General features: G+C 45.8%; 23 protein-coding genes and 1 other annotated feature. Of the genes, 22 read left to right on the top strand and 1 reads right to left on the bottom strand.

Annotated elements, in window-relative coordinates; all coding sequences use genetic code 11:
• The first annotated feature begins 390 nt into the window (after positions 1–390).
• The 6 genes from MHI15_RS07920 (at position 391) to MHI15_RS07895 (ending at position 9,947) form a co-directional block, all read left to right on the top strand.
• The gene (locus MHI15_RS07920; RefSeq protein WP_076129400.1) at positions 391–3,090 is read left to right on the top strand and encodes a valine--tRNA ligase; all 2,700 of its coding nucleotides are present in this window, start codon (positions 391–393) and stop codon (positions 3,088–3,090) included.
• A gap of 5 nt (positions 3,091–3,095) precedes the next feature.
• Positions 3,096–4,472 (top strand): bifunctional folylpolyglutamate synthase/dihydrofolate synthase, encoded by a 1,377-nt coding sequence (locus MHI15_RS07915; protein WP_076129399.1) that lies wholly within the window; start codon positions 3,096–3,098, stop codon positions 4,470–4,472.
• Between the two features lie 6 nt (positions 4,473–4,478).
• On the top strand, positions 4,479–5,855 hold the full coding sequence (murC, locus tag MHI15_RS07910) for a UDP-N-acetylmuramate--L-alanine ligase (RefSeq protein ID WP_036685137.1): 1,377 nt from the start codon (positions 4,479–4,481) through the stop codon (positions 5,853–5,855).
• Between the two features lie 209 nt (positions 5,856–6,064).
• Positions 6,065–7,231 carry a GGDEF domain-containing protein gene (locus MHI15_RS07905; protein ID WP_076129397.1) on the top strand — a complete coding sequence of 389 codons (1,167 nt, stop codon included), beginning with the start codon at positions 6,065–6,067 and terminating at the stop codon, positions 7,229–7,231.
• 33 nt (positions 7,232–7,264) lie between these two features.
• Positions 7,265–8,422, top strand: coding sequence for a GGDEF domain-containing protein (locus tag MHI15_RS07900; protein WP_076280013.1), 1,158 nt, complete (start codon positions 7,265–7,267; stop codon positions 8,420–8,422).
• A gap of 337 nt (positions 8,423–8,759) precedes the next feature.
• Positions 8,760–9,947: a glycosyltransferase gene (locus MHI15_RS07895; protein WP_076194482.1), complete on the top strand. Its 1,188-nt coding sequence runs from the start codon at positions 8,760–8,762 to the stop codon at positions 9,945–9,947.
• 92 nt (positions 9,948–10,039) lie between these two features.
• Here MHI15_RS07895 and MHI15_RS07890 read toward each other — a convergent pair whose 3' ends face one another.
• Positions 10,040–11,026, bottom strand: coding sequence for a diaminopimelate dehydrogenase (locus tag MHI15_RS07890; RefSeq protein ID WP_038573038.1), 987 nt, complete (start codon positions 11,024–11,026; stop codon positions 10,040–10,042).
• A gap of 231 nt (positions 11,027–11,257) precedes the next feature.
• Between MHI15_RS07890 and MHI15_RS07885 the strand changes: the two genes are divergently transcribed.
• The 16 genes from MHI15_RS07885 (at position 11,258) to rpmA (ending at position 22,737) form a co-directional block, all read left to right on the top strand.
• Entirely contained in the window at positions 11,258–12,481 is a 1,224-nt protein-coding gene (locus tag MHI15_RS07885) for an SPOR domain-containing protein (protein ID WP_143759995.1), read from the top strand.
• A gap of 199 nt (positions 12,482–12,680) precedes the next feature.
• On the top strand, positions 12,681–12,926 hold the full coding sequence (locus MHI15_RS07880; RefSeq protein ID WP_036685144.1) for a DUF4321 domain-containing protein: 246 nt from the start codon (positions 12,681–12,683) through the stop codon (positions 12,924–12,926).
• A 34-nt stretch (positions 12,927–12,960) separates the two neighbouring features.
• A complete protein-coding gene (locus MHI15_RS07875; RefSeq protein ID WP_076186081.1) occupies positions 12,961–13,557 on the top strand; it encodes a Maf family protein in 597 nt (198 codons plus the stop codon).
• A 25-nt stretch (positions 13,558–13,582) separates the two neighbouring features.
• A complete protein-coding gene (radC, locus tag MHI15_RS07870; RefSeq protein ID WP_036685147.1) occupies positions 13,583–14,272 on the top strand; it encodes a RadC family protein in 690 nt (229 codons plus the stop codon).
• 38 nt (positions 14,273–14,310) lie between these two features.
• On the top strand, positions 14,311–15,345 hold the full coding sequence (locus tag MHI15_RS07865) for a rod shape-determining protein (protein ID WP_036685150.1): 1,035 nt from the start codon (positions 14,311–14,313) through the stop codon (positions 15,343–15,345).
• Positions 15,346–15,407: 62 nt separating this feature from the next.
• Positions 15,408–16,286, top strand: coding sequence for a rod shape-determining protein MreC (gene mreC, locus MHI15_RS07860; RefSeq protein WP_076129391.1), 879 nt, complete (start codon positions 15,408–15,410; stop codon positions 16,284–16,286).
• Positions 16,286–16,816 carry a rod shape-determining protein MreD gene (gene mreD / locus MHI15_RS07855; protein WP_081386380.1) on the top strand — a complete coding sequence of 177 codons (531 nt, stop codon included), beginning with the start codon at positions 16,286–16,288 and terminating at the stop codon, positions 16,814–16,816. Before mreC ends, mreD begins: the two co-directional genes overlap by 1 nt.
• Positions 16,817–16,895: 79 nt before the next feature.
• On the top strand, positions 16,896–17,555 hold the full coding sequence (minC, locus tag MHI15_RS07850; RefSeq protein ID WP_036685154.1) for a septum site-determining protein MinC: 660 nt from the start codon (positions 16,896–16,898) through the stop codon (positions 17,553–17,555).
• A 5-nt stretch (positions 17,556–17,560) separates the two neighbouring features.
• On the top strand, positions 17,561–18,355 hold the full coding sequence (gene minD / locus MHI15_RS07845; RefSeq protein ID WP_036685156.1) for a septum site-determining protein MinD: 795 nt from the start codon (positions 17,561–17,563) through the stop codon (positions 18,353–18,355).
• 202 nt (positions 18,356–18,557) lie between these two features.
• Positions 18,558–19,454: a M23 family metallopeptidase gene (locus MHI15_RS07840; protein WP_076194474.1), complete on the top strand. Its 897-nt coding sequence runs from the start codon at positions 18,558–18,560 to the stop codon at positions 19,452–19,454.
• Positions 19,447–20,289 carry a M50 family metallopeptidase gene (locus tag MHI15_RS07835; protein WP_036685160.1) on the top strand — a complete coding sequence of 281 codons (843 nt, stop codon included), beginning with the start codon at positions 19,447–19,449 and terminating at the stop codon, positions 20,287–20,289. The genes MHI15_RS07840 and MHI15_RS07835 overlap by 8 nt, the downstream gene beginning before the upstream one ends.
• Before the next feature lie 54 nt (positions 20,290–20,343).
• Complete coding sequence (locus MHI15_RS07830; RefSeq protein WP_076129388.1) at positions 20,344–21,585, top strand: Rne/Rng family ribonuclease; 1,242 nt, start codon at positions 20,344–20,346, stop codon at positions 21,583–21,585.
• Positions 21,566–21,733, top strand: a complete 168-nt coding sequence (locus MHI15_RS07825; protein WP_155288184.1) for a hypothetical protein — start codon at positions 21,566–21,568, stop codon at positions 21,731–21,733. Before MHI15_RS07830 ends, MHI15_RS07825 begins: the two co-directional genes overlap by 20 nt.
• Positions 21,648–21,734, top strand: a sequence feature (ribosomal protein L21 leader region). It overlaps the preceding gene by 86 nt.
• Before the next feature lie 14 nt (positions 21,735–21,748).
• Positions 21,749–22,060: a 50S ribosomal protein L21 gene (gene rplU, locus MHI15_RS07820; protein ID WP_036685166.1), complete on the top strand. Its 312-nt coding sequence runs from the start codon at positions 21,749–21,751 to the stop codon at positions 22,058–22,060.
• A 12-nt stretch (positions 22,061–22,072) separates the two neighbouring features.
• Positions 22,073–22,408 (top strand): ribosomal-processing cysteine protease Prp, encoded by a 336-nt coding sequence (locus MHI15_RS07815; RefSeq protein WP_036685168.1) that lies wholly within the window; start codon positions 22,073–22,075, stop codon positions 22,406–22,408.
• 17 nt (positions 22,409–22,425) lie between these two features.
• The gene (gene rpmA / locus MHI15_RS07810) at positions 22,426–22,737 is read left to right on the top strand and encodes a 50S ribosomal protein L27 (protein ID WP_036685171.1); all 312 of its coding nucleotides are present in this window, start codon (positions 22,426–22,428) and stop codon (positions 22,735–22,737) included.
• The last annotated feature ends 241 nt before the right edge of the window (positions 22,738–22,978 follow it).

The raw sequence follows: 22,978 nt of genomic DNA, 5'->3' as shown, positions 1-22,978 counted from the left end.
TAAGTAAAGACTGGGAACGGGAAGAGTAGGCGGTCAGCCCTTCAGAGAGCGGAATTGCAAGTGCTGTGACATTCCGTAGGAAACAGCCCCCGAAGTCGCCCCGGAGTCGCCCTTCTGAGCTTATCTTCATATTTGTGAAGGATAAGTTAGGTTGTGGCCGGTAGCAGCCGTTATCTGTACGAGTGTCGCGCTAAGCTTCTGAATCCGTAGGGTAAGAAGTGTAGTTTTATTTTTCATTGGCGCGAAACAAAGGTGGTACCGCGAAAGAATGACCTTTCGTCCTTTGAGACGAGGGGTCTTTTTGTTTTTTTCAGAGACCTGTGTGCTCTATACAGCAACTTTATTAACAACTATAAGCAACTACAAGTAAACTAGTGGAGGTATCAGAGAATGGCTGACCAAAACCATCTAACAGCGGCAGATGCTGCTGCTACGAATGAATCTAAAAACGAGATGCCAACAACGTATGATCCGAAGGCAGCAGAACAGAAATGGTATTCCTACTGGACAGAGGGCGGATATTTCCGCGCAGGCCAGCGTCCGGATGCTAAAGCCTATAGTATTGTGATCCCGCCGCCAAACGTAACGGGAATGCTGCACATCGGGCATGCGCTCGATTTCACATTACAGGATATCCTGATTCGTACTAAACGGATGCAGGGCTTCGATACGCTTTGGTTGCCAGGTACGGACCACGCAGGTATTGCAACACAAACGAAGGTAGAGCAGAAGCTGCGCGAGCAGGGGATTTCTAGACATGACCTCGGACGTGAGAAGTTCCTGGAGCAGGTGTGGGATTGGAAAGACAAATACGCGAACACCATTCATGAGCAGTGGGCAAAAATGGGACTTTCCCTTGACTACTCCCGCGAGCGTTTTACCCTCGATGAGGGTTTGTCGAAGGGAGTTCGCGAGGTATTTGTTAAGCTTTATAATAAAGGCTTGATCTATCGCGGTAAACGTATCATCAACTGGGACCCGGCGGCTCGTACGGCGTTGTCGGATATCGAGGTTGAATATAAGGAAGTTAACGGTCATCTGTACCACCTGCGTTACCCCCTTAAAGATGGCAGCGGACATATCACTGTAGCGACCACACGTCCGGAGACGATGCTGGGTGATACGGCAGTTGCTGTTCATCCTGAGGATGATCGTTATAAAGATCTGATTGGTAAAACCCTGATCCTGCCGATTATCGGCCGGGAGATTCCAATTATCGCTGACGAGTATGTAGATAAAGAGTTTGGTAGCGGTGCGGTTAAGATCACGCCAGCTCATGATCCAAATGACTTCGAGGTAGGTCAACGGCACAATTTGCCGCAGATCAACGTAATGGATGAGAGCGGTACGATGAACGAAGAAGCAGGACCTTACCAAGGTCAAGACCGGAGTGAATGCCGTAAGGCCATCACGGCGGATCTGAAGGAGCAAGGCGTTCTGATCTCTATTGAAGATCATGTGCATCAAGTTGGACACAGTGAACGTTCAGGAGCGGTTGTTGAGCCGTACCTGTCCACACAATGGTTCGTGAAGATGCAGCCGCTCGCCGAAGCTGCCATCAATGCACAGAAGGATGGTAATGGGGTTAACTTTGTACCTGAACGGTTCGAGAGAACCTACCTGAACTGGATTGAAAACGTACGCGACTGGTGTATTTCCCGTCAGCTTTGGTGGGGGCATCGTATTCCGGCTTGGTATTCTGAATCTACCGGTGAGCTGGTTGTGGCGAATGACGAGGAAGAAGCGCGCCGGATCAGCGGCTTAACCGACCTGAAACAGGACGAGGATGTTCTGGATACTTGGTTTAGCTCCAACCTCTGGCCGTTTGCAACCCTAGGCTGGCCGAATGAAGACAGTGCAGATTTCAAACGTTACTATCCGAACGATGTGCTCGTAACGGGCTACGATATTATTTATTTCTGGGTAGCGCGGATGATCTTCTCGGCACTGGAATTCACCGGAGAGAAACCATTCTCGGACGTATTGATGCATGGTTTGGTACGGGATGCTGAAGGACAAAAAATGTCCAAATCACTCGGCAACGGTGTAGATCCGCTTGAGGTTATCGAGAAGTATGGCGCAGATGCTATGCGTTATATGATTTCTACCGGCAGCACAGCGGGTCAGGATTTACGCTTCCGCTGGGAAAAGGTAGAGCAGGCGCGTAATTTCGCTAATAAGATCTGGAATGCGTCACGCTTCGCCCTCATGAATCTTGAAGGAGTTAGCTTCGAGAATATTGACATTACTGGGGAGCTAACTACGGCTGACCGTTGGATTTTACACCGTCTGAACGAAACTTCTCGTGAAATTACGCGTCTAATTGACTCGTACGAGTTCGGCGAGACCGGCCGCCAGCTGTACAACTTCATTTGGGACGATTTGTGTGACTGGTATATTGAGTTCGCGAAGCTGTCGCTTTACGGAACGGATGCCGCAGCCAAAGCGAAGACACAGTCCGTACTTGCTTATGTACTCGACCGCACGATGCGCTTGATCCATCCGTTTATGCCGTTTATTTCGGAGGAAATCTGGCAGCATCTGCCGCATGAAGGAGAGACAATCACTTTGGCTGCTTGGCCTGAGTATGATGCTGCTCTGGAGAACCCGCAAGCGGTAGCGGAAATGAACCTGCTGATGGATGTAATCCGGGCAGTTCGTAATATCCGTGCTGAAGTAAATGTACCGATGAGCAAAAAGGTTGATTTGATTATTAAAGCGAGCAATGAGGAAACACTGAGCATCATTACTCGTAACGACAACTACATCGGACGTTTCTGCAATACCTCTTCTTTCGAAGCTGGCCTGAATCCGGAAACGCCAGACAAGGTAATGTCCGCTGTAGTAACGGGAGCGGAACTGCTTCTGCCTTTGTCGGGGCTGATTGATATTGAACAAGAAATCGCTCGTCTGGAAAAAGAAGTGCAGACGCTGAACAGCGAAGTAGAACGCGTAGAGAAAAAGTTGAGCAATCAGGGCTTCGTGGCCAAAGCTCCCGCAAAAGTTATCGAAGAGGAGCAGGCGAAGCAGGCAGATTATTCTGCCAAACGTGAGAAAGTACTTGCCCGCATAGCAGAGCTGAGAGGATAAGAGACATGGATGACCTAAATCGGGGCGGGAGCACCGCCCCTCTTGCGACATATACCGAAGCGGTTAACTGGATCAAGGGCCTGATTCCTTTTGGAATCCGGCCAGGTTTAGACAGAATTGAGATGTTGATGGACAAGCTGGGAAACCCGCACCGTCGGCTGAAATTTATTCATGTGGCGGGTACCAACGGCAAAGGCTCCACCTGTGCTTTTTTGACAAGCGCACTTTTGCAAAGCGGCTATTCTGTCGGCACCTTCACGTCTCCGTATATTACGAAGTTCACGAACAGGTTCCAATATAATAATACGGACATTCCTGAAGAAACTCTTCTTGAGCTAGTGAATACCCTTCGTCCTTTGGTAGATGAGATTGCAGAAACGGAATTTGGCTCACCAACGATGTTTGAGGTAACTACAGCTGTGGCCATTCTATTTTTTGCGGGTGTTTCTTGTCCGGATGTTGTCGTATGGGAGACTGGGCTTGGGGGAAGGCTGGATGTAACGAACATCGTTACTCCGATCGTGTCGGTGATTACAAATGTCGGCCATGACCATATGGATATTCTGGGAGATACGCTTGAGAAGGTTGCAATGGAGAAAGCCGGGATTATCAAACCCGGTGTACCAGTTGTTAGCTGCGTAAATCAACCGGAAGTCGTGGCTGTACTCAAGGAGAAAGCGGCGGCTTGCCGCTCTACTCTTTATCTTGCCGGAGAAGATTTTAGCTATGAAGCTACTGGAATCCATGGGGATGTGCAGACCTTTAACTTTAAGGGTCCCTTCCGTTCGCTTGAACTTGGGATTGTGATGAAAGGCGAACACCAGATTAGCAATGCGGCGGGAGCCATGATGGTTCTTGAAGTTTTGCGCCAGTATATGGCGTTCATGCTAGAGGATGAAGATGTTCTGGAAGGATTGCGTCATGCATTTTGGGCTGGAAGGCTGGAAGAGGTAAGTAAATCTCCGAGGATCGTACTGGATGGAGCACATAATCCGGAAGGCGCGGAGAGCCTTGCCAAAAGCCTGCCACAGCTCTATAAATACGGTAAATTAAATTTACTTATGGGAATGATGGCAAATAAGCATCATGAATCCTACTTTAAGCATATACTGCCTATAGTGGATACGCTCATCCTGACCGAACCGGATTTCCAGAACAAAATGGACGCGGAGCATCTGCAGGTTATCGCAGAAAGTCTGCGGGATAAATATGCCAAGGAAAACTTGGTAATCATAGTAGAACATAATTGGGGAAAAGCGCTGCAACAACTGAAGTCGATTACAGCGGAGGATGACCTTGCCGTCGTATCTGGTACGCTGTATTTGATTTCTGACGTGCGCGGTACACTTTTGCAGCAACCCGATACTGAAAAAGGCTGGTGACGACTGTTGGATACTACTGAACGTGTGCATTTTATAGGGATCGGCGGCTACGGTATGAGCGCGATTGCCCGAGTAATGCTAGAAATGGGATATACGGTTACGGGCTCCGATGTGGCTGCCCAAGAATTGACGGATAAATTGATTGCTAAAGGTGCCAAGATTTATATTGGGCATACAGCAGAACAAGTAAAAGGTGCGGATCTCGTCGTGTACTCTACGGCTTTGTCCAGCGATAATGTGGAATGGGTGGAAGCAGAGCGTCTTAAGATTCCAATTCTGCACCGCTCACAAATGTTAGCCCGTTTATTGAACGAACGTAAAGGGGTAGCCGTTGCCGGAGCGCATGGTAAAACAACTACATCCTCTATGATCGCACTTGTAATGGAAGAGTGTGAAGTTGATCCTACGTATATTATCGGCGGAGAGATTATGAACGTCGGTACGAATGCAAAGGCAGGACAAGGCGATTATGTAGTGGCGGAAGCGGATGAGAGTGATGGCTCTTTCTTGCACTATCACCCTTGGCTTGGAATTGTCACGAATGTGGAAGCAGATCACTTGGAGAATTACGGCGGAGATTTTAACCGTCTCAAGGCTGCTTATGTACAGTTTATGAACCAGACCCGTGAAGACGGCACTGCGATTGTGTGTGCAGATGACGAGAATGTGATTTCTTTATTGCCTGAAGTGTCAGGTAAGGTGATTACTTACGGCATCAAGTCGAAGACAGCAGATTATATTGCCACAGACATCGTTCTTGGCGACCGTCAAGTTTCGTATACGATGAACCATAATGGCGTAGTATTGGGACAAATTGAACTGTCCGTGCCAGGTCAGTACAATCTGTATAACTCAATGGCTGCGGTTATCGCTTGTCTGAAATCAGGAATCTCTTTTGAGAAAATCGCTGAAGCGATCGTGAAATTCCATGGTGCGAAGCGCCGTTTTCAAGTGCTCGGAGAAGTCGATGACATTCTGGTCATCGATGATTATGCGCATCACCCAACTGAAATTCAGGCGACAATCAGTGCTGCTAAGGCAACGGGGAAACGGATTATTGCCGTATTCCAGCCTCAGCGGTATACACGTACGTTCTTCCTGCTAGATGCTTTCAGCCGCGCCTTTAGCGAAGCAGATGAGGTGATCATCACCGACATCTACTCTCCGGCAGGTGAGAAGCAGATTGAGGGGGTTACATCTGCGAAGCTGGTTGAGCTTATTGTGCAGAACAGTAACGCTGGTGCAAGACATCTGCCAACCAAAGAAGATGTGCTTGCTGATCTGAAACCTCGTATTGCCCCAGGTGACCTAGTGATTACGATGGGCGCAGGCGATATCTGGAAGGTTGGATACGCATTGGCGGACGGCTTGAAGAAGCGTTAATACAAACACAGGCCTACACGAGAATATTCATATTCTCTTGACCATAGCACTTCCCCCCGAGCTCCGTGCAGGGGGAAGTGCTTTTTTGTATACTTAAGCGGTGGATGTACATTCTAAAAAATGAAATAAATAGGGTATTTGCTGAACCAGCCATTGAGTGCTATAGTGCTGTCAGTAGAGGATCAATTTTTCCGTGTAGGTGGTGACTCATGGACTCCCAGCTTGATATCAAAACGTTAGTGTATTTATTTATTTTTGGAAATCTATTTATATTGCTGCTGATAACCAATTACCGGAGGAGCGCTCCTAAAGACAGGGCATCCACCTTATTCATACGCTCAAAGGCGGTGCAGCTGCTCTTCTGGTGTTCATTATTATTATGGGGTCATATCCCCCGCGCTTTATCCATTCCACTTAGCAACGCTTTGATTCTTTTAGGCTGCTGTCTGGAGATTATTGCTTTATTGCTGATGATGGGAATCCTTGGTCAGCGGATAAAGTTGTATTACATAACGCTTTCCATACTTAGTTCGATTACTTTTAGTATTGTTGCGATCTTCTTTCATCATTCCAGCTGGCGCATAGCCTGTACCTCATTATGGTCGATACTGTTTATTGTCTATCCAGCTTACCACCTCACGGTGAACCCCAAAGGCACCCCTCTTCAGAAGATACTCGGAATATTGTTTTACGCTTTTGCAGGGATTATGCTGCTCCGCGCGATTGTTGCATTGATCTGGGAGCCAGAGATGAACGTGTTCACAACTAATCTTTCGCAGTATTTATATTACCTGGGGATGTATTTATTGTTGATTGTGGGAGCCGCAGGCTTTATTCTACTTTCTAACGAGCATTCCTTTGTAAAACTGAAACGAATCGCTAGCTACGATGATCTGACTGGAATCCTTAACCGTGGAGCATTTCTTGAGGAAGCTGAGGTACGGCTTGAGAAGGCAGTTGCTGAGCAAGAGTACTTTTCGTTTATGCTGCTGGATTTGGATCATTTCAAAGAAATCAATGATACATACGGCCATGATACCGGCGATGTTGTTCTGGAAGAATTCGCATTGACGATTAAGGACAACCTCGAAAACAGCGATTTATTTGGCAGGCTGGGCGGCGAGGAATTTGCAGTTATCCTTTGCGGGCTGGATGAAGCTAGCTGTGACCGGAAAGCTGAAGTGTTACGAAAGGCAGTAATGAAGACGCCTACACAAAAACTTTTACAAGGCTATACAGTTAGTATAGGTGTAATTACAATCATACCGGATCAGGAGATTTGGATAAATAAGCTGTACAAGCTGAGCGATAAAGCGTTATACCAAGCCAAACAAGAAGGAAGAAACCGAGTGGTCAGATACAATTATATTTATTGAGCTTAGAGAATACAGGGGGTGAAATTCACTAACATGCATCTGGATCTCAAGACACTGCTGGTCTGCCTCTTTATGTGGCAATCCTTTACGGTATTGCTTATTGTCGTCTATCGTTTGCGTTACGCGCAGGAACGGACTTCTACCTTGTTTGTCACGGCAAAATATTTGCAGCTGGCAGCTTTAATTCTCCTTTTGCTGAATGATTTCACAGACTCACGACTTCCCATTCCAATCAGTATGCTGCTTGCTTTAGCTGGAGGTACGCTGGAAAGCTTAGCGCTTCTGATGCTTCTCAGAGTTTTTGGGAGTAGGATTGAACGATATTATACGATCCTGTTCGGAGTATCCATTGTCATCGTAGTGCTACTGCATATAATTATGCCAGATGAGCGGTTGGTTATGGCTGCAACTTGTCTATTTGGGATTATGATCTTAGCGTTGCCAGCTTATATATTAGCTGTGAAGATTAGAGAGACCTCTCTCCAGCGAACCATAGGATTGTTGTACTTTGTTGTAATTTTAGCGCTGGTTAGCAAGGGACTTGAACCGTTTTATTCGATGTTAGGATGGAATGCACAGACCTCTCACTGGCTGCAGATATTTTTTTATCTGGGGATTTATTTGCTTATGTTCTTAGGAACTGCAGGAATCATGCTGCTTTATAGGGAGGATTCCTTTACAGAATTGGAACGGGTGGCCACTTATGATGTGTTGACAGGTATTTTGAATCGCAGATCCTTTGTACAGCGCGCCCGGCCTTTAATAGCTGCCTCAGCAATGAAGAAGCTGCCGTATTCTTTTTTACTGCTGGATGTGGATCACTTTAAACGCATAAACGATACCTACGGCCACAATACCGGCGACCATGTTCTGAAGGATCTGGCTCATAAAATAAAACAGCAGCTTGGCAATGGTGATCTGTTCGGAAGATTCGGTGGTGAGGAGTTCACTGTGCTGCTGCATAGAGCCGATGAACAAAACAGTGATATGATTGCAGAGCGGATGCGCACAGCCGTTACAGGGGCGGTCATTCATGGTGTGCCCTTGCATTACACGATAAGTGTTGGCATCATCACGGTGGATTCAGGTGAACGATACGCATTGAACACTCTTTACAAACTTAGTGACACTGCATTGTATCAGGCTAAGAAAAAGGGCCGGAACTGTGTAGTTAGAAGCTATGACAACTAAAGTGTCTTCCTTTCGACATTAAGCGAGGGAGATGCTTTTTTTGTATGCAAAGAGGCGTAGTACATATTACCTAAAGATTACGATTTCTATCCATAGAGCAATTCATGATTATGTATGGCGTAAAAAAAGGGGTTTTAGTCTATATTTTAGAAAATGTGGCGTTTTATAAGGGTAAATCGTGATAGAATTTTGGGAACTCAGAAAAAAACTTAAAAAATTTTAGACTTCTCCTATAAATCGACAAAACTTTTAATTGAAATGAGTTACTATTGAACTGCATCTAAAGTTTCAGTTAGTAGATGGGGGTTTTTATTACAAAATACAAGGAGCCAGAGTCATGCGAGAAAGAATGCTGTTCCTATCAGCCCAGAATCAAAGCGCAGAGGATCTAGAAGGAGAAATGAGAACAGGGAGTATTCTCGAGATTTTGCTTGGGAAATTTGATATAGATTTGCTGACGTACGGCAGTGCCAACCAAACCGTGTCTATAAATGAGCGGACGGCACTTACGGTTCATAACATTAATGAAGATTATACGACCTGGAGGCCAATGCTGCGCCCCTTACATAAACTGCGGAATTTCTCAAATTTAAGTCATATAGATAAAGATATGAAGAACACTATTTTGGAGCTTTGCCGTTCGAATAATTACAAGCATGTATTTATATCGCATGTCCTATTGGGTAAATGCATTGATATGGTGCGGAACTTGCTTCCAGAAGCCAGTGTGATCACAGATACCTATAGTTTTGCAAACGGAAGCGGAGGATCTGCCGGAGAGGCAGGAAAGTTAAGCAGGAAGAATCCATATAATAAACTCAATGCTGCATGGGATCGTAGGAATAAACGGCGATTAATGAATAAGACGGGACTACTTTTAGCAACCTCGGAATGGGATGCACTAGCGTTCAAATCTCTATCATTTGCCGATGCTCGTAAGGTTCATGTTGTCCCCCATTTCATCAAGATGAATGAGTATGAGACTTTTGCAGAGCCTGTGACTAAAGAAAATTCAATTGTGCTGCACTGGAATATGAATATGAGACTGGGAATAGATGCAGCCCGAGTATTCTTTAAAAAAACCTATCCCATGATTAAAGAACAAGTGCCTGATATCAAAAGTTACATTATCAGCTCAGAGGTTCACCCAGAGGTCATGACTTTGATTAAGGAAGATGAATCGGTCATAGTCACTGGACCAGTAAATTCCTCTACTGAATACATACGACGGTCTAAAGCTGTTCTGGTGCCTATCCTTGAAGGCTGCGAAGTTTCTAGAAATATACTGGAATCCTGGGCGCTTAAAACCCCGGTGGTTACTAGCTCAATCATGTGTGAGAAGCTGAATTGTGAGCATAACCGAAATATTTTGCTGGCTAATACCTCAGTTGAGGTTGTTGGAAGTGTACTGAATTTACTGAAAAATCCTGAGCTTGGCGCCATTATTGCGGATCGTGCGCATGAGACTTTGTTGAAGAATTACGAAATGAATCATGTTAAGAGTAAGATTCTTAGTCTTGTATAGAGGGTTGTCAGACATGATGCTTGCCCCTCTGGACAACAAATAACCCGCGAGGACCATTAAAAGTCCTACGCGGGTTATTTGTCGACAGGATTTTAGAGTAAGTTGCGGCGCAGTTCTTCTGGTGATTTCGGAGACAACATCCCAAGTGGAATATCGAATACAGTACGCGCTCCGCTTTGACCTTCTTGACTCATACGCTGAGCAGCTCTGGCATAAGCCACAAGCACACTAGCTGTAAATTCAGGATTGCTCTCCAGCTTCAGGCCAAATTCAACAATTTGTTTCGTGCCTTCTCCTGTTACCCCACTGCGAATAACAAACCCGCCGTGCGGAATACCGCTATGCTGAGCTGCCAGTTCTTCTTCAGTGATGAAAGTAACCGTAGTATCATAATCTGCAAAATAGTTCGGCATATTCACAATTTCTTCGCGAATGCGCTCTTGATCTGCACCAGCCTCAGCTACTACAAAACACTCTCTAAGATGTTTTTCACGAGTAGTAAGTTCTGGTGTTTCACCCGCACGGATGGCCTCGATAACCTCTTGTACTGGAACAGTATATTGTACGCCACCTTTAACGCCTTCTACTCTGCGAATGGCATCGGAGTGACCTTGGCTGACGCCTTTACCCCAGAAAGTATATTCTTTACCTTGTGGCAGAATAGCTTCAGCTAGCAGACGGTTCATGGAGAACAGGCCTGGATCCCAGCCCGTAGAAATTACGCTGAGTGTTCCGCCTTGTTTAGCTGCGGCATCAACGGTCGCAAAGAACTCAGGGATTTTGGCATGAGTGTCAAAGCTGTCCACGGTATTAAACATCCGGGCAATAGCTGGTGTCTGTTCTGGCAGATCGGTAGCCGATCCTCCGCACAGAATCATAACATCTACTTTTCCCTTATATTGTTCGACGGCAGAGATATGCTCGAATTTCACACCGGTTTCACCAGCTTCCAGTTGTCCAGGCTCTCTGCGCGTAAAGATCGCAACCAGCTCGATATCTTCACTTTGGTTAATAGCCTTACGTACACCTTTTCCTAAATTACCGTAGCCCACAATTGCTGCTTGAATTTTTTGTTTCAGAAAAAGCCCTCCTAAACTGTAATGAACTAAAATCCTATTTCTAGCTTAACTAGTATAGTGCACACTTTTAGCTCTTTTTATATAGTATATAAAAGTTACATGTAATGTAAACTGAATCCGTATAACTTTCATTATTCATTTGGCTATAAAAATAGCATATCTCTCTATTGTCTATCATATATTTCCATATAGATTAGATGAGGTGAGGTGTTACTGTTGAATAACGGAAGAATGACATTCCGATTTGACGTGAATAAGGACGAGCCTAAGCCAAAACCGCAGGTAGTGGAGCGCTGGTCCAGTGGCGGACTGGGTACAGCTGAAGAATATGCAGAGGAGTTGCGCAAGGAGGTCGGTCCAGCACAGCAGCATACTTGGGTGCAAGAACCTGATCTACGCTCTACGCGTGAGGCACCGCCGGAGGATGCTTACGACTATTACTCAGGAACTGTAGATCCACGCCAGCAAGAATGGGACGAACAGGATAGAGATTTCAGAAATACGCAGCAATCGTATCTGCTCTCAGATTTGGTACTAGATGACAGAGATAAATCAGCAGAGGTTTACACGGGAGGTTATGGGGGCTCATATCATACTCGTCGCCCATCGTATTGGTGGAAATTATCCCTGTCTGTGGTGGGGGCCATCGGCACAGGTCTACTGCTTGGGTATGCGGCGCTTTCCTTTTTTTATGGAGGAAACATGGATAGTAGTTCAGGAACCGGGATAACAGATACATTGGCTACTTCAGGGCAGACTTCCGGAGCTAATGATCCAGCAGGTGTAGGAACCTCGGGATTGCCGGTTACGGGCACAGATGATGCTGGCAAAAACAGTATTCCTGTTCAAGTGGCTGCGCAAAGCTACTACCTGCTGCAGTATGGCGTATTCAGTACGCCGGCAGGCGCGGAACAAGCTAGACAAGAGCTGTTGGACGCTGGCTTGGCTGCGGGCTTGGACCCTGCTGACGGAAATCGTGTATATGCCGGAATGTCCTCTGACCGTGAACAAGCTAAGCTGCTCAGCAGTGGACTGAAGAATCAAGGGATTGAGCTTTATGTAAGAGAGGTGGATCTTCCCGGAGTGGAACGATTAGGATTTGCCGGAAATGCGGAGGCTGTGAATAGTTATTTTGCGGTGAGTGGACAGTTGCTCAGTGAACTAAGCAGTCAATCCGCTTCTTTACTCAGTGGCGGACAAACGGATGCGGCAGCTAATACCTCAGCTGTGAGTGATCTTCATCTCCAATGGAGTGAAGCTGTTAAAGCTCTGGAGCAAGGCATAACGCCTGAAGCCAAAAGCATTTGCGCAGCGCTAGAGAAATCTATGAGCCAAGGAATTTCAGCACTGAGTGAATATAACAAGAACAAGGCGCAAGCCCTGCTTTGGGAAGTGCAGGAATCCATGCTGAGCTTCTTGACCAGCCAAAAACAGCTGCTGTCTGCTATGAATTGAATGCTTGGATTGCGGATTCAAAATAACAACAAGTCTCCGGGGAATTGGGGGCTTGTTGTTTTTTTCGGAGAGGGGTATCGTTCCGCAACTTTTAGGGCAAAAGGTGGTAAACATTACCGTAGGGGATTTTACGTTTGTATTGATCACCGTTTCACCGTATAATAATTAGGGTGTCAAAAAATGGCGAGGGAAGACTGAGATGAAGAAGAAAAATGTAGGAACACTGCTGTTATTTCTAATTCTAGGCTGGCTGGCTGGAGCCTGGATCGCCAAGCTGCTGCAGCCCGTAAAGGCTCTGTCTTTTCTAACAACATCGACTGTGCTCAAATGGTCTCCGCGAGCCGATTTAGACATCATAACCTATGACATCACTATTCATTTGAAATTGTGCATGCTTAGTCTCGCCGGTATTATTACAGCTGTATGGCTGTACCGCAGACTGTAACTCTCGTTACTGAGCAAGAAGGGACGTTTACAACGTGGACAACTCACCACTCATTATTCTAGCCTCAGGTTCACCGCGTCGACGTGAGCTGTTATCCTTACTGGGTTTACCCTTTGAGGTCATTACCAGCGAAGCTGATGAGAGCACACCGCCGGATTGGACGCCGGAGAGAATCGTGCGCAGTCTAGCTTTGCGAAAAGCAGAAGCCGTAGTAGCTACAGCCGGAGAGCGTAACGCAGTCATTATAGGAAGCGACACAATTGTTGTACTAGATAATACTGTGCTAGGCAAACCGGTGGACAAGCTGGACAGCAAAGCGATGCTTACCAGACTTCAGGGCCGAACTCATAAGGTATACACGGGTGTAGCCTGCCTCGGACTCCCGAATGGGAAGACTATAGTGGAGCACCGTGTTACTTCCGTAACGATGAGGGCAATGACTGAAGAGGAAATTGCTGCTTATATAGCTACGGGAGAGCCCGCTGATAAGGCTGGCTCTTATGCGATACAAGGGCTTGGGTCCATTTTGGTGGAACGAATTGAAGGCTGTTATTTCAATGTAGTCGGATTGCCTTTGTCGCTTCTTGGCGAAATGCTATCCGAGTTCGGTATAACTGTATTGAGCCGGTAGGAAGCCTGGGGAAAGAGGGATAGGGATGGAGTCGCAACCAATTATGCTGCGGGACCTCCCCCATGAAGAACGACCTAGAGAGCGCATGATGCATTATGGGGCGGAATCATTAAGTCAAGCGGAGTTGTTAGCCATTCTGCTGCGTACGGGAACACGCCGCGAGTCGGCTATTCATATTGCACAGCAGATGCTGGGGAAGATCGGTGGCCTGCGTGGGCTAGTTGACCTTAGCATCGAAGAACTGACCAAAATCAACGGTATCGGTCCTGCCAAGGCCGTACAACTAAAAGCAGGCATCGAACTGGGAAGGCGCCTTGCGAATTCCAGGTTCAATATGCCGGTCATTATCCGCTGTCCTGGGGACGCTGCTGAGATTCTGACTGAGCAATTGCGTTATTTGCAAAAGGAGCATTTTGTCTGTCTGTTTCTGAACACGAAGAATCATGTGATTGGACAAGAAACATTGTCCATGGGCAGCCTGAATGCTTCGATCGTTCATCCTCGTGAGGTATTCAGAGCAGCTATAAAATGCAGTAGCGCCTCTATTATATGCGCGCATAATCATCCTAGTGGTGATCCAACACCTAGTCCAGAAGATATTTCCCTAACTGCTAGATTGCTTCAGGCAGGTGAGATTATCGGAATAGATGTGCTGGACCATCTAATTATCGGAGATAGCAGTTTCGTAAGCTTGAAAGAAAAAGGACATATGTAATATAAATGTAGATTTACTTAGGAAAAGGAGAAATTAGCATGTTGGGTGGTTTCACAAAAGATTTAGGAATTGACTTGGGGACAGCGAATACGCTTGTCTACGTACGCGGTAAGGGTGTTGTTGTAAGAGAGCCTTCCGTTGTAGCCATTAACACTGATACTAAGACGATTGAAGCTGTGGGTGAATCCGCCAAAAAAATGATCGGTCGTACACCTGGAAACATCCGTGCGATCCGTCCGATGAAAGATGGCGTTATCGCTGATTTTGATACAACGGCTACGATGATTAAATATTTTATTCGTCAAGCACAGAAACAGCGTTCTATGTTCCAGCGTCATCCTAATGTAATGGTCTGCGTGCCATCTGGCATTACTGCTGTAGAGCAACGTGCGGTAGAAGATGCTACCAAACAAGCTGGAGCTCGCGAAGCTTACATTATCGAAGAGCCTTTTGCTGCTGCTATCGGCGCGGATCTGCCAGTATGGGAGCCTACAGGTAGTATGGTTGTAGATATCGGTGGAGGTACAACTGAAGTTGCTGTAATTTCGCTCGGCGGTATTGTTACTAGCCGTTCAGTGCGTGTTGCAGGTGATGAGGCGGATGAGTCCATCATTCAATACATCAAACGTCAATACAATCTGATGATCGGTGAACGTACTTCGGAGCAGCTCAAAATGGATGTTGGCTCTGCCCTTCCTCTTGAAAAGGCTGAAACCATGGAAATTCGCGGCCGTGATCTCGTAACAGGTCTGCCAAAAACACTTACAATTACTTCTGATGAAATCTGTGAAGCTTTGTCTGACACAGTGAATGCTATTATTGAAGCTGTTAAAGTAACGTTGGAAAAATGTCCGCCAGAGCTTGCAGCAGATATTATGGATCGTGGAATTGTTTTGACAGGTGGGGGAGCTTTGCTTCGCAACTTGGATAAGCTGCTTGCACGTGAGACGGGAATGCCGGTTATTGTTGCTGAGAATCCACTGGACTGTGTAGCTATTGGAACCGGTAAGGCACTTGAGAACATTCATTTGTTCAAGAGCCGCAGCGGATCCAGTCTTCGTTCGAAGAGATAAGATGATGTTCTACCACTTGTGTAAGTCAACCCCTGTTATGGGAGAAATACTGTTGTTAGAGGGTGTTGAAACTGTTTAAACTCTTAAGCAATAAACGTCTGTTTATTCTGTTGATTACACTGGTGCTGTTCATTGTGGTAATGGGCTTCAGCTTGGCAACAAGGAAAGGCTTGTCCTGGCCGGAGAACTTTCTCAGAGATTCGACTGGTTTCGTGCAAAAAATGTTCTACAAGCCCGCTGGATATGTAGCGGGCTTGTTTGAAGATATTGGAAATCTGAGTGATCTTGCTAAAGAAAATGAACAGCTTAAAATTATGGCTGCCCAGTATGCACGTGATAAAGCCCAGTATAATTTTATTAAAGCACAGAATGAAGACTTGGAAAAAAAATGGCAATTCACTAAAGAACAGAAGAATTTGTATAAGTATGAATATCGTATTGCGCAAGTAATTAGCCAGACTACAGAACCAAGCAACAGCACCATTGTAATTGATTTAGGCTCCAAAGATGGTGTCAGACCTAATATGTCTGTTATTTCAACCGATGGTCTGGTAGGTGTTATCAGTCAAGTTAGCAATTTCACTTCTACTGTGAAACTGATGACCATGATGGACACTAATGATCCTAATTCCCAGCCGCCTATTGCGGCAACTGCCTTTAATAAAGAGGGTAAGTCCTTTGGGATGATTGAGAGTTATAATCCAGAGACGAACAGACTGCTGATGACCAAGATTCCACCGGGTGATCCTATTGCAGCGGAGGATACTATTCTGTCTTCCGGTATTGGAGGCTTGTATCCAAGGGGGTTGACAATAGGCACAGTTGAAAGCGTCGATGTTGGTGAATTTGGATTAACCTCCACAGCAGTGATAAAGCCTTCAGCAGAATTTCAGGACTGGAAGCATTTGATTGTTGTGTTTACGGAGGAGCGTGCTGAATAGTGAATATGCGCAGATCAGTTCTTATTCTGATACTGTTCCTCTTATTTATTGTGGAGGGAACCATCTTACCTTGGCTGATTCCAGATGTGTGGCAGATGCGAATCATTCCGAATTTGGTTTTTGTAGTGTTATTGTTCGTGACTATATATCATCATCGGCATACAGCACTTATATTGGGATTATGTTTTGGAATGCTGCATGATGTCGTTTTTTACGGCAGAATTCTTGGAGCACACTCTTTTGCGATGGGATTGTCGGCTTATTTAATCGGCCTTTTATTTCAGATTCCACGTGCTCCGCTGCCCCTTATGATGACTGTGGTTCTGCTTGGAAGTCTACTTGGGGATAGTATACTATTTGGTATCTATAGTGTATTTAATCTTAATCAAGAACCTTATAGCTGGGCGATTTTGAATCACATGCTGCCGACGATGCTTTTTCATTTTGCCATCGGGCTACTCTTCTACATACCGGTTCGGCGCCAGCTTGAGCTAATCAAGAAAGAAACGAATAAGGAAGAAGCGGCTTAAAGAGCTTCTATTTTCTTTCTATACAAAGCAGGAATTTAAGGGGCCCGGCACGAATGAATGAGGATAGGGGGCCAGGCATATGACAGTAAAATCCAAGCATGTAAGGATTAAGGGCATCAAGGATGGCCTGATATTCCTGCTAGACGACAAATGTCCCTTTGAAGATCTTCTGAGCGAGCTTCGCTATAAGCTGGAGCACAGCCATCAAAATATTTTAACTGGACCGATTGTACATGTGGACATAAAGCTGGGCAATCGTACCGTAACTGAGGAAGACAAGGAAGCTGTGCTGGAGATTCTTAAGGGACAGGGAAATCTGTTGATTCGATCTATAGAGGCGCTTCCAGCGCCCGGCAGTGAGGATAATGACGCATTGTTTCTGATGAGCGGAATTCTACGTTCCGGTCAGGTGCTGCACCATAACGGAAATCTTCTATATCTGGGGGATGTGAACCCTGGGGGGACCATAACCTGTTCAGGCGATATTTATATACTAGGTTCGCTAAGAGGGATGGCGCATGCTGGAGTAGACGGGAATGAGGAAGCGATTATAGCTGCTTCTTTAATGTCTCCAACGCAGCTGCGAATTGCCGATATTATTAGTCGTCCGCCCGATGAATGGGAAACCCGAGAAAGCAGTATGGAATTTGCATATTTAACAAACGGAGCTATGCAGATCGATAAGATTCATAATTTGGTCAAATTACGTCAGGATTTAAATGTGTTTAAAGGGGTGTAGCCTCCATGGGAGAAGCGATAGTCGTAACCTCGGGCAAAGGCGGAGTTGGCAAAACAACCACAACAGCCAACATTGGAACCGCACTTGCACTGCAGGGCAAAAAAGTATGTCTCGTCGATACCGACATTGGACTGCGTAATCTGGATGTAGTTATGGGGCTTGAGAATCGTATTATTTATGATCTTGTGGATGTAGCGGAAGGACGTTGCCGCCTTAATCAAGCGCTCGTTAAAGACAAGCGCTTTGATGAATTGTATATGCTGCCTGCAGCTCAAACAAAGGATAAAACGGCTGTCTCTCCTGAACAAGTAAGAGATATCATTCTTGAACTAAAGAAGGAATATGAGTATGTTCTGATCGATTGTCCGGCAGGAATCGAGCACGGCTTCCGCAATGCGATTGCCGGTGCGGATAAAGCGATTGTGGTTACCACACCAGAGCATGCCGCTGTACGGGATGCCGATCGTATAATCGGACTATTAGAACAGTCGAGTGTGGAATCGCCGAAATTGGTGGTAAACCGTATTCGCCCAGGTCTTGTGAAGTCTGGGGATATGCTTGATATTGAGGATATATTACAGGTGCTGAACATTGATCTTATCGGAATTGTTCCGGATGATGAATTAGTCATTAAAGCCGCAAATAACGGAGAACCTACAGTTATGAATCCCGATTCTTCAGCTGCTATTGCCTATCGCAATATTGCACGCCGAATTCTAGGTGATGCTGTACCCCTGATGCAGCTTGACCGGAAACCGGGAGCATTTAAGAAACTTAAGAAATTTTTCGGCATGGCTTAATTTTTACTAAGCAATCCTATGATAAGAAGCATACACGGGTCCCACCAGTAGAGAAATCTATGGTGGGGCTTATTTTTTTTGAATAAATATGAATGTATGGCATTTCCGGGATTTAAATGGTCTGTCTTGGAGGGGCTTGTTCTAAAGAGACTTCCGTGCTTCATAAAATGGAAGTAAAACAAGCCCGTCCGGAGGGATAAATATGGATCAGAAATCAGATATCAAGAATCGCCGCAAGGAGCGTATTCGTAGTTTATTGGAGGAACTCCCGGAAGTCTCAGCAGTCTCAGGAGTTTCGGAAGTCCCGGAACTAGAAATAGCGGAGGCTCCCCCTTTATTTATTATGCCGGATAAGAGTACGAGCTTTAAGGAATGGGGAACAGGATTTAAGAATGCCGATCAATCCTCTGTAGAGCCCGATCCAGAGGTGATGTGGAAAAAGAGTCGTGGAGGCTGGGAGGATAACGGCGGTGGAGGCTCAAATTTTACTGCCGGTTTTATTCGGCGCTTTGTTGCTAGTGTTCTTGTGTTTGGAGCAGTGTGGGGGATTTTTGCGGTACATCAGCCATGGTCCTATAAGATGCAAGCTTTTATTAGTGATGCGTTAAGCAATGACATGGATTTCACGGCTGTGAGAGTCTGGTATGAGGAGAACTTTAACGGAGCTCCAGCGTTCATTCCGATATTTGGGGATAAAGATGAGCCTGCTCAAAAAGTGGCCGCTCATCATCAACTCACTGCTCCGATAGCTGGGAGCATTGTCCAGCCTTTTGCATCTACGCTAAAAGGGGTGGAAATTATGCCTCAAATCGATTCAACCTTAAATGTGACGGTGAAAAGTATAGACATGGGACGTATTCTCTCCATCTCTAAAGAGCTGGAAGGGGGCATTCGAATTGCTGTTCAGCATTCAGGCGGTGTCACTGCAGAATACGGACATTTGAGCGGCACCAAGCTGGAGGTTGATGACTGGGTGCAGAGCGGGGATTCACTCGGTTGGATGATGGAGAAGGACGTATCCTCAGCTTCAACACTATTTTTCGCAGTGATAAAAGACAAGACTTATATTGATCCTACAGAAGTGGTATCGTTTGATTAGGATCTTTGGTATCGAACTGTCACTACATCCACTGTTCGTGATCATTATGTTATTCTCCGTGGTCACGGGACAATTTCTAGAGCTGCTCACCTTATTTACGATTGTCTTCATTCATGAAATGGGACATGTCGTTGCGGCTCTTTTGGCTGGTGTTACAGTTAAGTCGGTTCAGCTTCTTCCGTTTGGCGGAGTGGCTGTTATTGAAGATCATGGGCGGCTTACAGCCAGTCGTGAGATCGGAATAGCCCTCGCCGGTCCACTGCAAAATGGAATTATGATCGTTATTGCTTTTGGACTTCAACAAGCCGGTTATGGCAATCAGGAATTTCTGACCTATTTTATTCATGCCAATGCCATTATTGGGCTTTTTAATCTAGTGCCAGTGCTGCCGCTTGACGGAGGTAAAGTGCTTCAGGCCACTATTAGTTTAGTACTTCCTTATTACTACACTTTGTTATGGACTGGACGGGTGAGTGTAGCCGCAAGTGTCCTTGTGATTATATATGCGCTGCTGCCTCTTGGAGCGGGTGGAGGCCTTAGGCTGAATATGGTCATGATCGGAGCTTTTCTGCTGTATTCGAATTTCACCGACCATCGTAATTTACCGTACCGGTTTGTTGCTTTTTTGATGAATCGGGAGGCTGTTTATGAGTATCATTTGCGAACAGGAAGCGTAGCTCGTCCAATAGTTGCATTATCTGCGAAACCTTTAGATGATATATTGCGTCTATTTAAACGTAATCAATATCATTTTATCTATGTGTTAAACGGTAAAGGAAATGTTGTTGCTGTTGTGCCGGAACAGCGCTTAATATCAACCTACTTCGGAATATAGTGTATTTATGCAGAGAATGTGAAGGAATGAACGAACGAAACCAGAGGTGAAGCCATGAAACAGATGATCGTTCACTGCACGCAGCACATTACCCGAATGGCTCTTCTGGAAAACGGAAGGCTGGTGGAGTACGCGGCTGAACGCGATCAGCAGCAAGGGTTGGTCGGCAGTTATTACAAGGGCCGTGTGATTAACGTACTTCCAGGTATGCAGGCTGCTTTTGTTGATATCGGACAGAAGAAGAATGCTTTTTTATATGTTGATGATGTATTGCATCCTAATTTGGATAAACAGCCTGATGTGAAGCCCTCTATCGAGACGCTTTTGCAGCCGGGACAGGATATTGTTGTTCAAGTGCGGAAAGAGCCGAGCGGCGGAAAAGGCGCGCGTGTAACGACTCATTATACGTTGCCCGGGCGCTGGATGGTGTACATGCCCTTTGCAGAATACGTCGGTGTCTCCAAAAAAATAAGCCGAGATGCAGAGCGCAGTCGTCTCAAAGGAATCGGAGAACGTCTGCGAATGAAAGAAGAAGGGCTTATTATGCGGACGGTTTCTCAGGACGAGCCACATGAAGCTGTGGAGGGTGATCTTTCTTTTTTGCGTGCCCAATGGGAGAATATTACACGTAAGGCACAAACGGTAGAGGCTCCCGCTTTACTACATCGTGATCTTAGTATTGTCCAACGCTTTATAAGAGATGCCTTTAATCCGCAACGGGATCAGTTGATTATTGATTCATCTGCCGCAGCTAGAGAAGCAACAGCCTTTCTGGACGACATGGCTCCTGAAGGGTACAAGCCAGTCTGTCTTTATAATGGAGCGGAGTCTATTTTCGCTGCTTATGGTATTCAGGATCAATTGCTCAAGAGCTTCAGCCGCAAAATCACGCTGGAGGGCGGAGCAACAATGATCTGGGATGAGACAGAGGCGTTAACCGTAATTGATGTCAACACCGCTCAATACATTGGCGGAGCATCGCTTGAAGAAACGGTTACTAATACGAATTTGCTCGCAGCTGAGGAGATCGGTCGTTTGATCCGGTTACGCGATACTGGTGGAATCATTATTGTCGATTTTATTGATATGGAACAAGAGCTTCACCGCAAGATGGTCACAGAACGATTAGAGAAAGTGATCTGCAAGGATCGCACCAAAACACATATTTTGGGGTGGACAAGACTCGGGCTGCTCGAGATGACCAGAAAGAAGGCAAGGCATGATTCAGCCAGCTTTGCGCCTGTGATTTGCCAGTGCTGCGGGGGAACCGGAAAAGTTGGAGAATGGCTGGAATGAGTTGACGATAAGTCATAAGTATGATACTATCTTCAAGTATGTGTTTGATGCAGTTGATCCTGCACATGCTGTAACCGCTCCGATCGGGTACATAAGCGCAGTTCCTACGGGAATTCTGCCACCTAGACTAGGCGAGTCTGAGACATGAGGAGGTGCAAGTAAAATGTATGCAATTATCGAAACTGGTGGTAAACAATACAAAGTCCAAGAGGGCGACGTTTTGTTCATTGAAAAGTTGGAAGCTGAAGACGGCGCAAGTGTAACTTTTGACCGTGTATTGGCTGTTTCTAATGATGGTGGTCTGACTGCAGGAACTCCGCTAGTAAGCGGCGCGTCTGTAACAGCTAAAGTCGAGAAACATGGTAAAGGCGCTAAGGTTGTAGTTTACAAATACAAACCTAAGAAGAACTACCACAAGAAACAAGGTCATCGTCAACCGTACACGAAAGTAACTATCGAGAAGATTCAAGCGTAAGAAGGTGCGTTAATGATTAGCGTGCGGATTACACGATTATCGGATCTAGGAACTATCGTTGGCTTTGAGGTTAAGGGGCATGCGGGTTATGCGAAGCGTGGCGAAGATATCGTATGTGCCGGGGTATCCGCTGTAACAGTTGGAACCGTCAATTCGATTGAGACCTTGACCGGAATCTCCATGGATACATCCATGAAGAACGGATTCTTAAGTGGAACATTAAGTTCTGTTGAAGATTTCGATACTTCCGCGAAGGTACAATTGCTGCTTGAATCCATGGTCGTGATGCTGAATGATATCGCAGAATCATACGGGAAGTATATTCAAATACAGCAAGTAAATATTTAAAGAAGGAGGTTGACAACATGTTGAAATTGAATCTTCAATTGTTCGCATCGAAAAAAGGTGTAGGTTCCACAAAAAACGGACGGGATTCCCATTCCAAACGTCTTGGCGTGAAACGTGCTGACGGTCAAGCAGTAACCGGCGGTAACATCTTGGTTCGTCAACGCGGAACAAAAATTCACCCAGGAACTAACGTAGGCATCGGTAAAGATGATACTTTGTTCGCAATGGTGGATGGCGTAGTGAAGTTCGAACGTTGGGGCCGCGATCGCAAAAAAGTGAGCGTGTACCCAGTTGATGTCGCTCCGGTAGCAGCGGCACTGGAAGCGTAAGCTTACGGACCATATGAGCAAGTAGAAGCCTCCGGCATGAGTGCCGGAGGCTTTTTTGTAGAATATTCATAATTATTTGTGTTGCAAAGTTGGAATGGTTAGATAGATGTGAAATTCTCGTTATTATCTCTGGTGAACTACAGTGAACGCGTGTGTTATACTAGGAAATGGTAAATGATACTAACAAAACAAATTATCTAAACGAAGTCATGAATTTTGCGAACTGAGGGACGGGGAGAAA

The sequence above is a fragment of the Paenibacillus sp. FSL H7-0918 genome (assembly GCF_038007025.1).
Taxonomy (GTDB): domain Bacteria; phylum Bacillota; class Bacilli; order Paenibacillales; family Paenibacillaceae; genus Paenibacillus_AQ; species Paenibacillus_AQ odorifer.
This window is presented reverse-complemented; position numbering and strand designations above follow the sequence as displayed.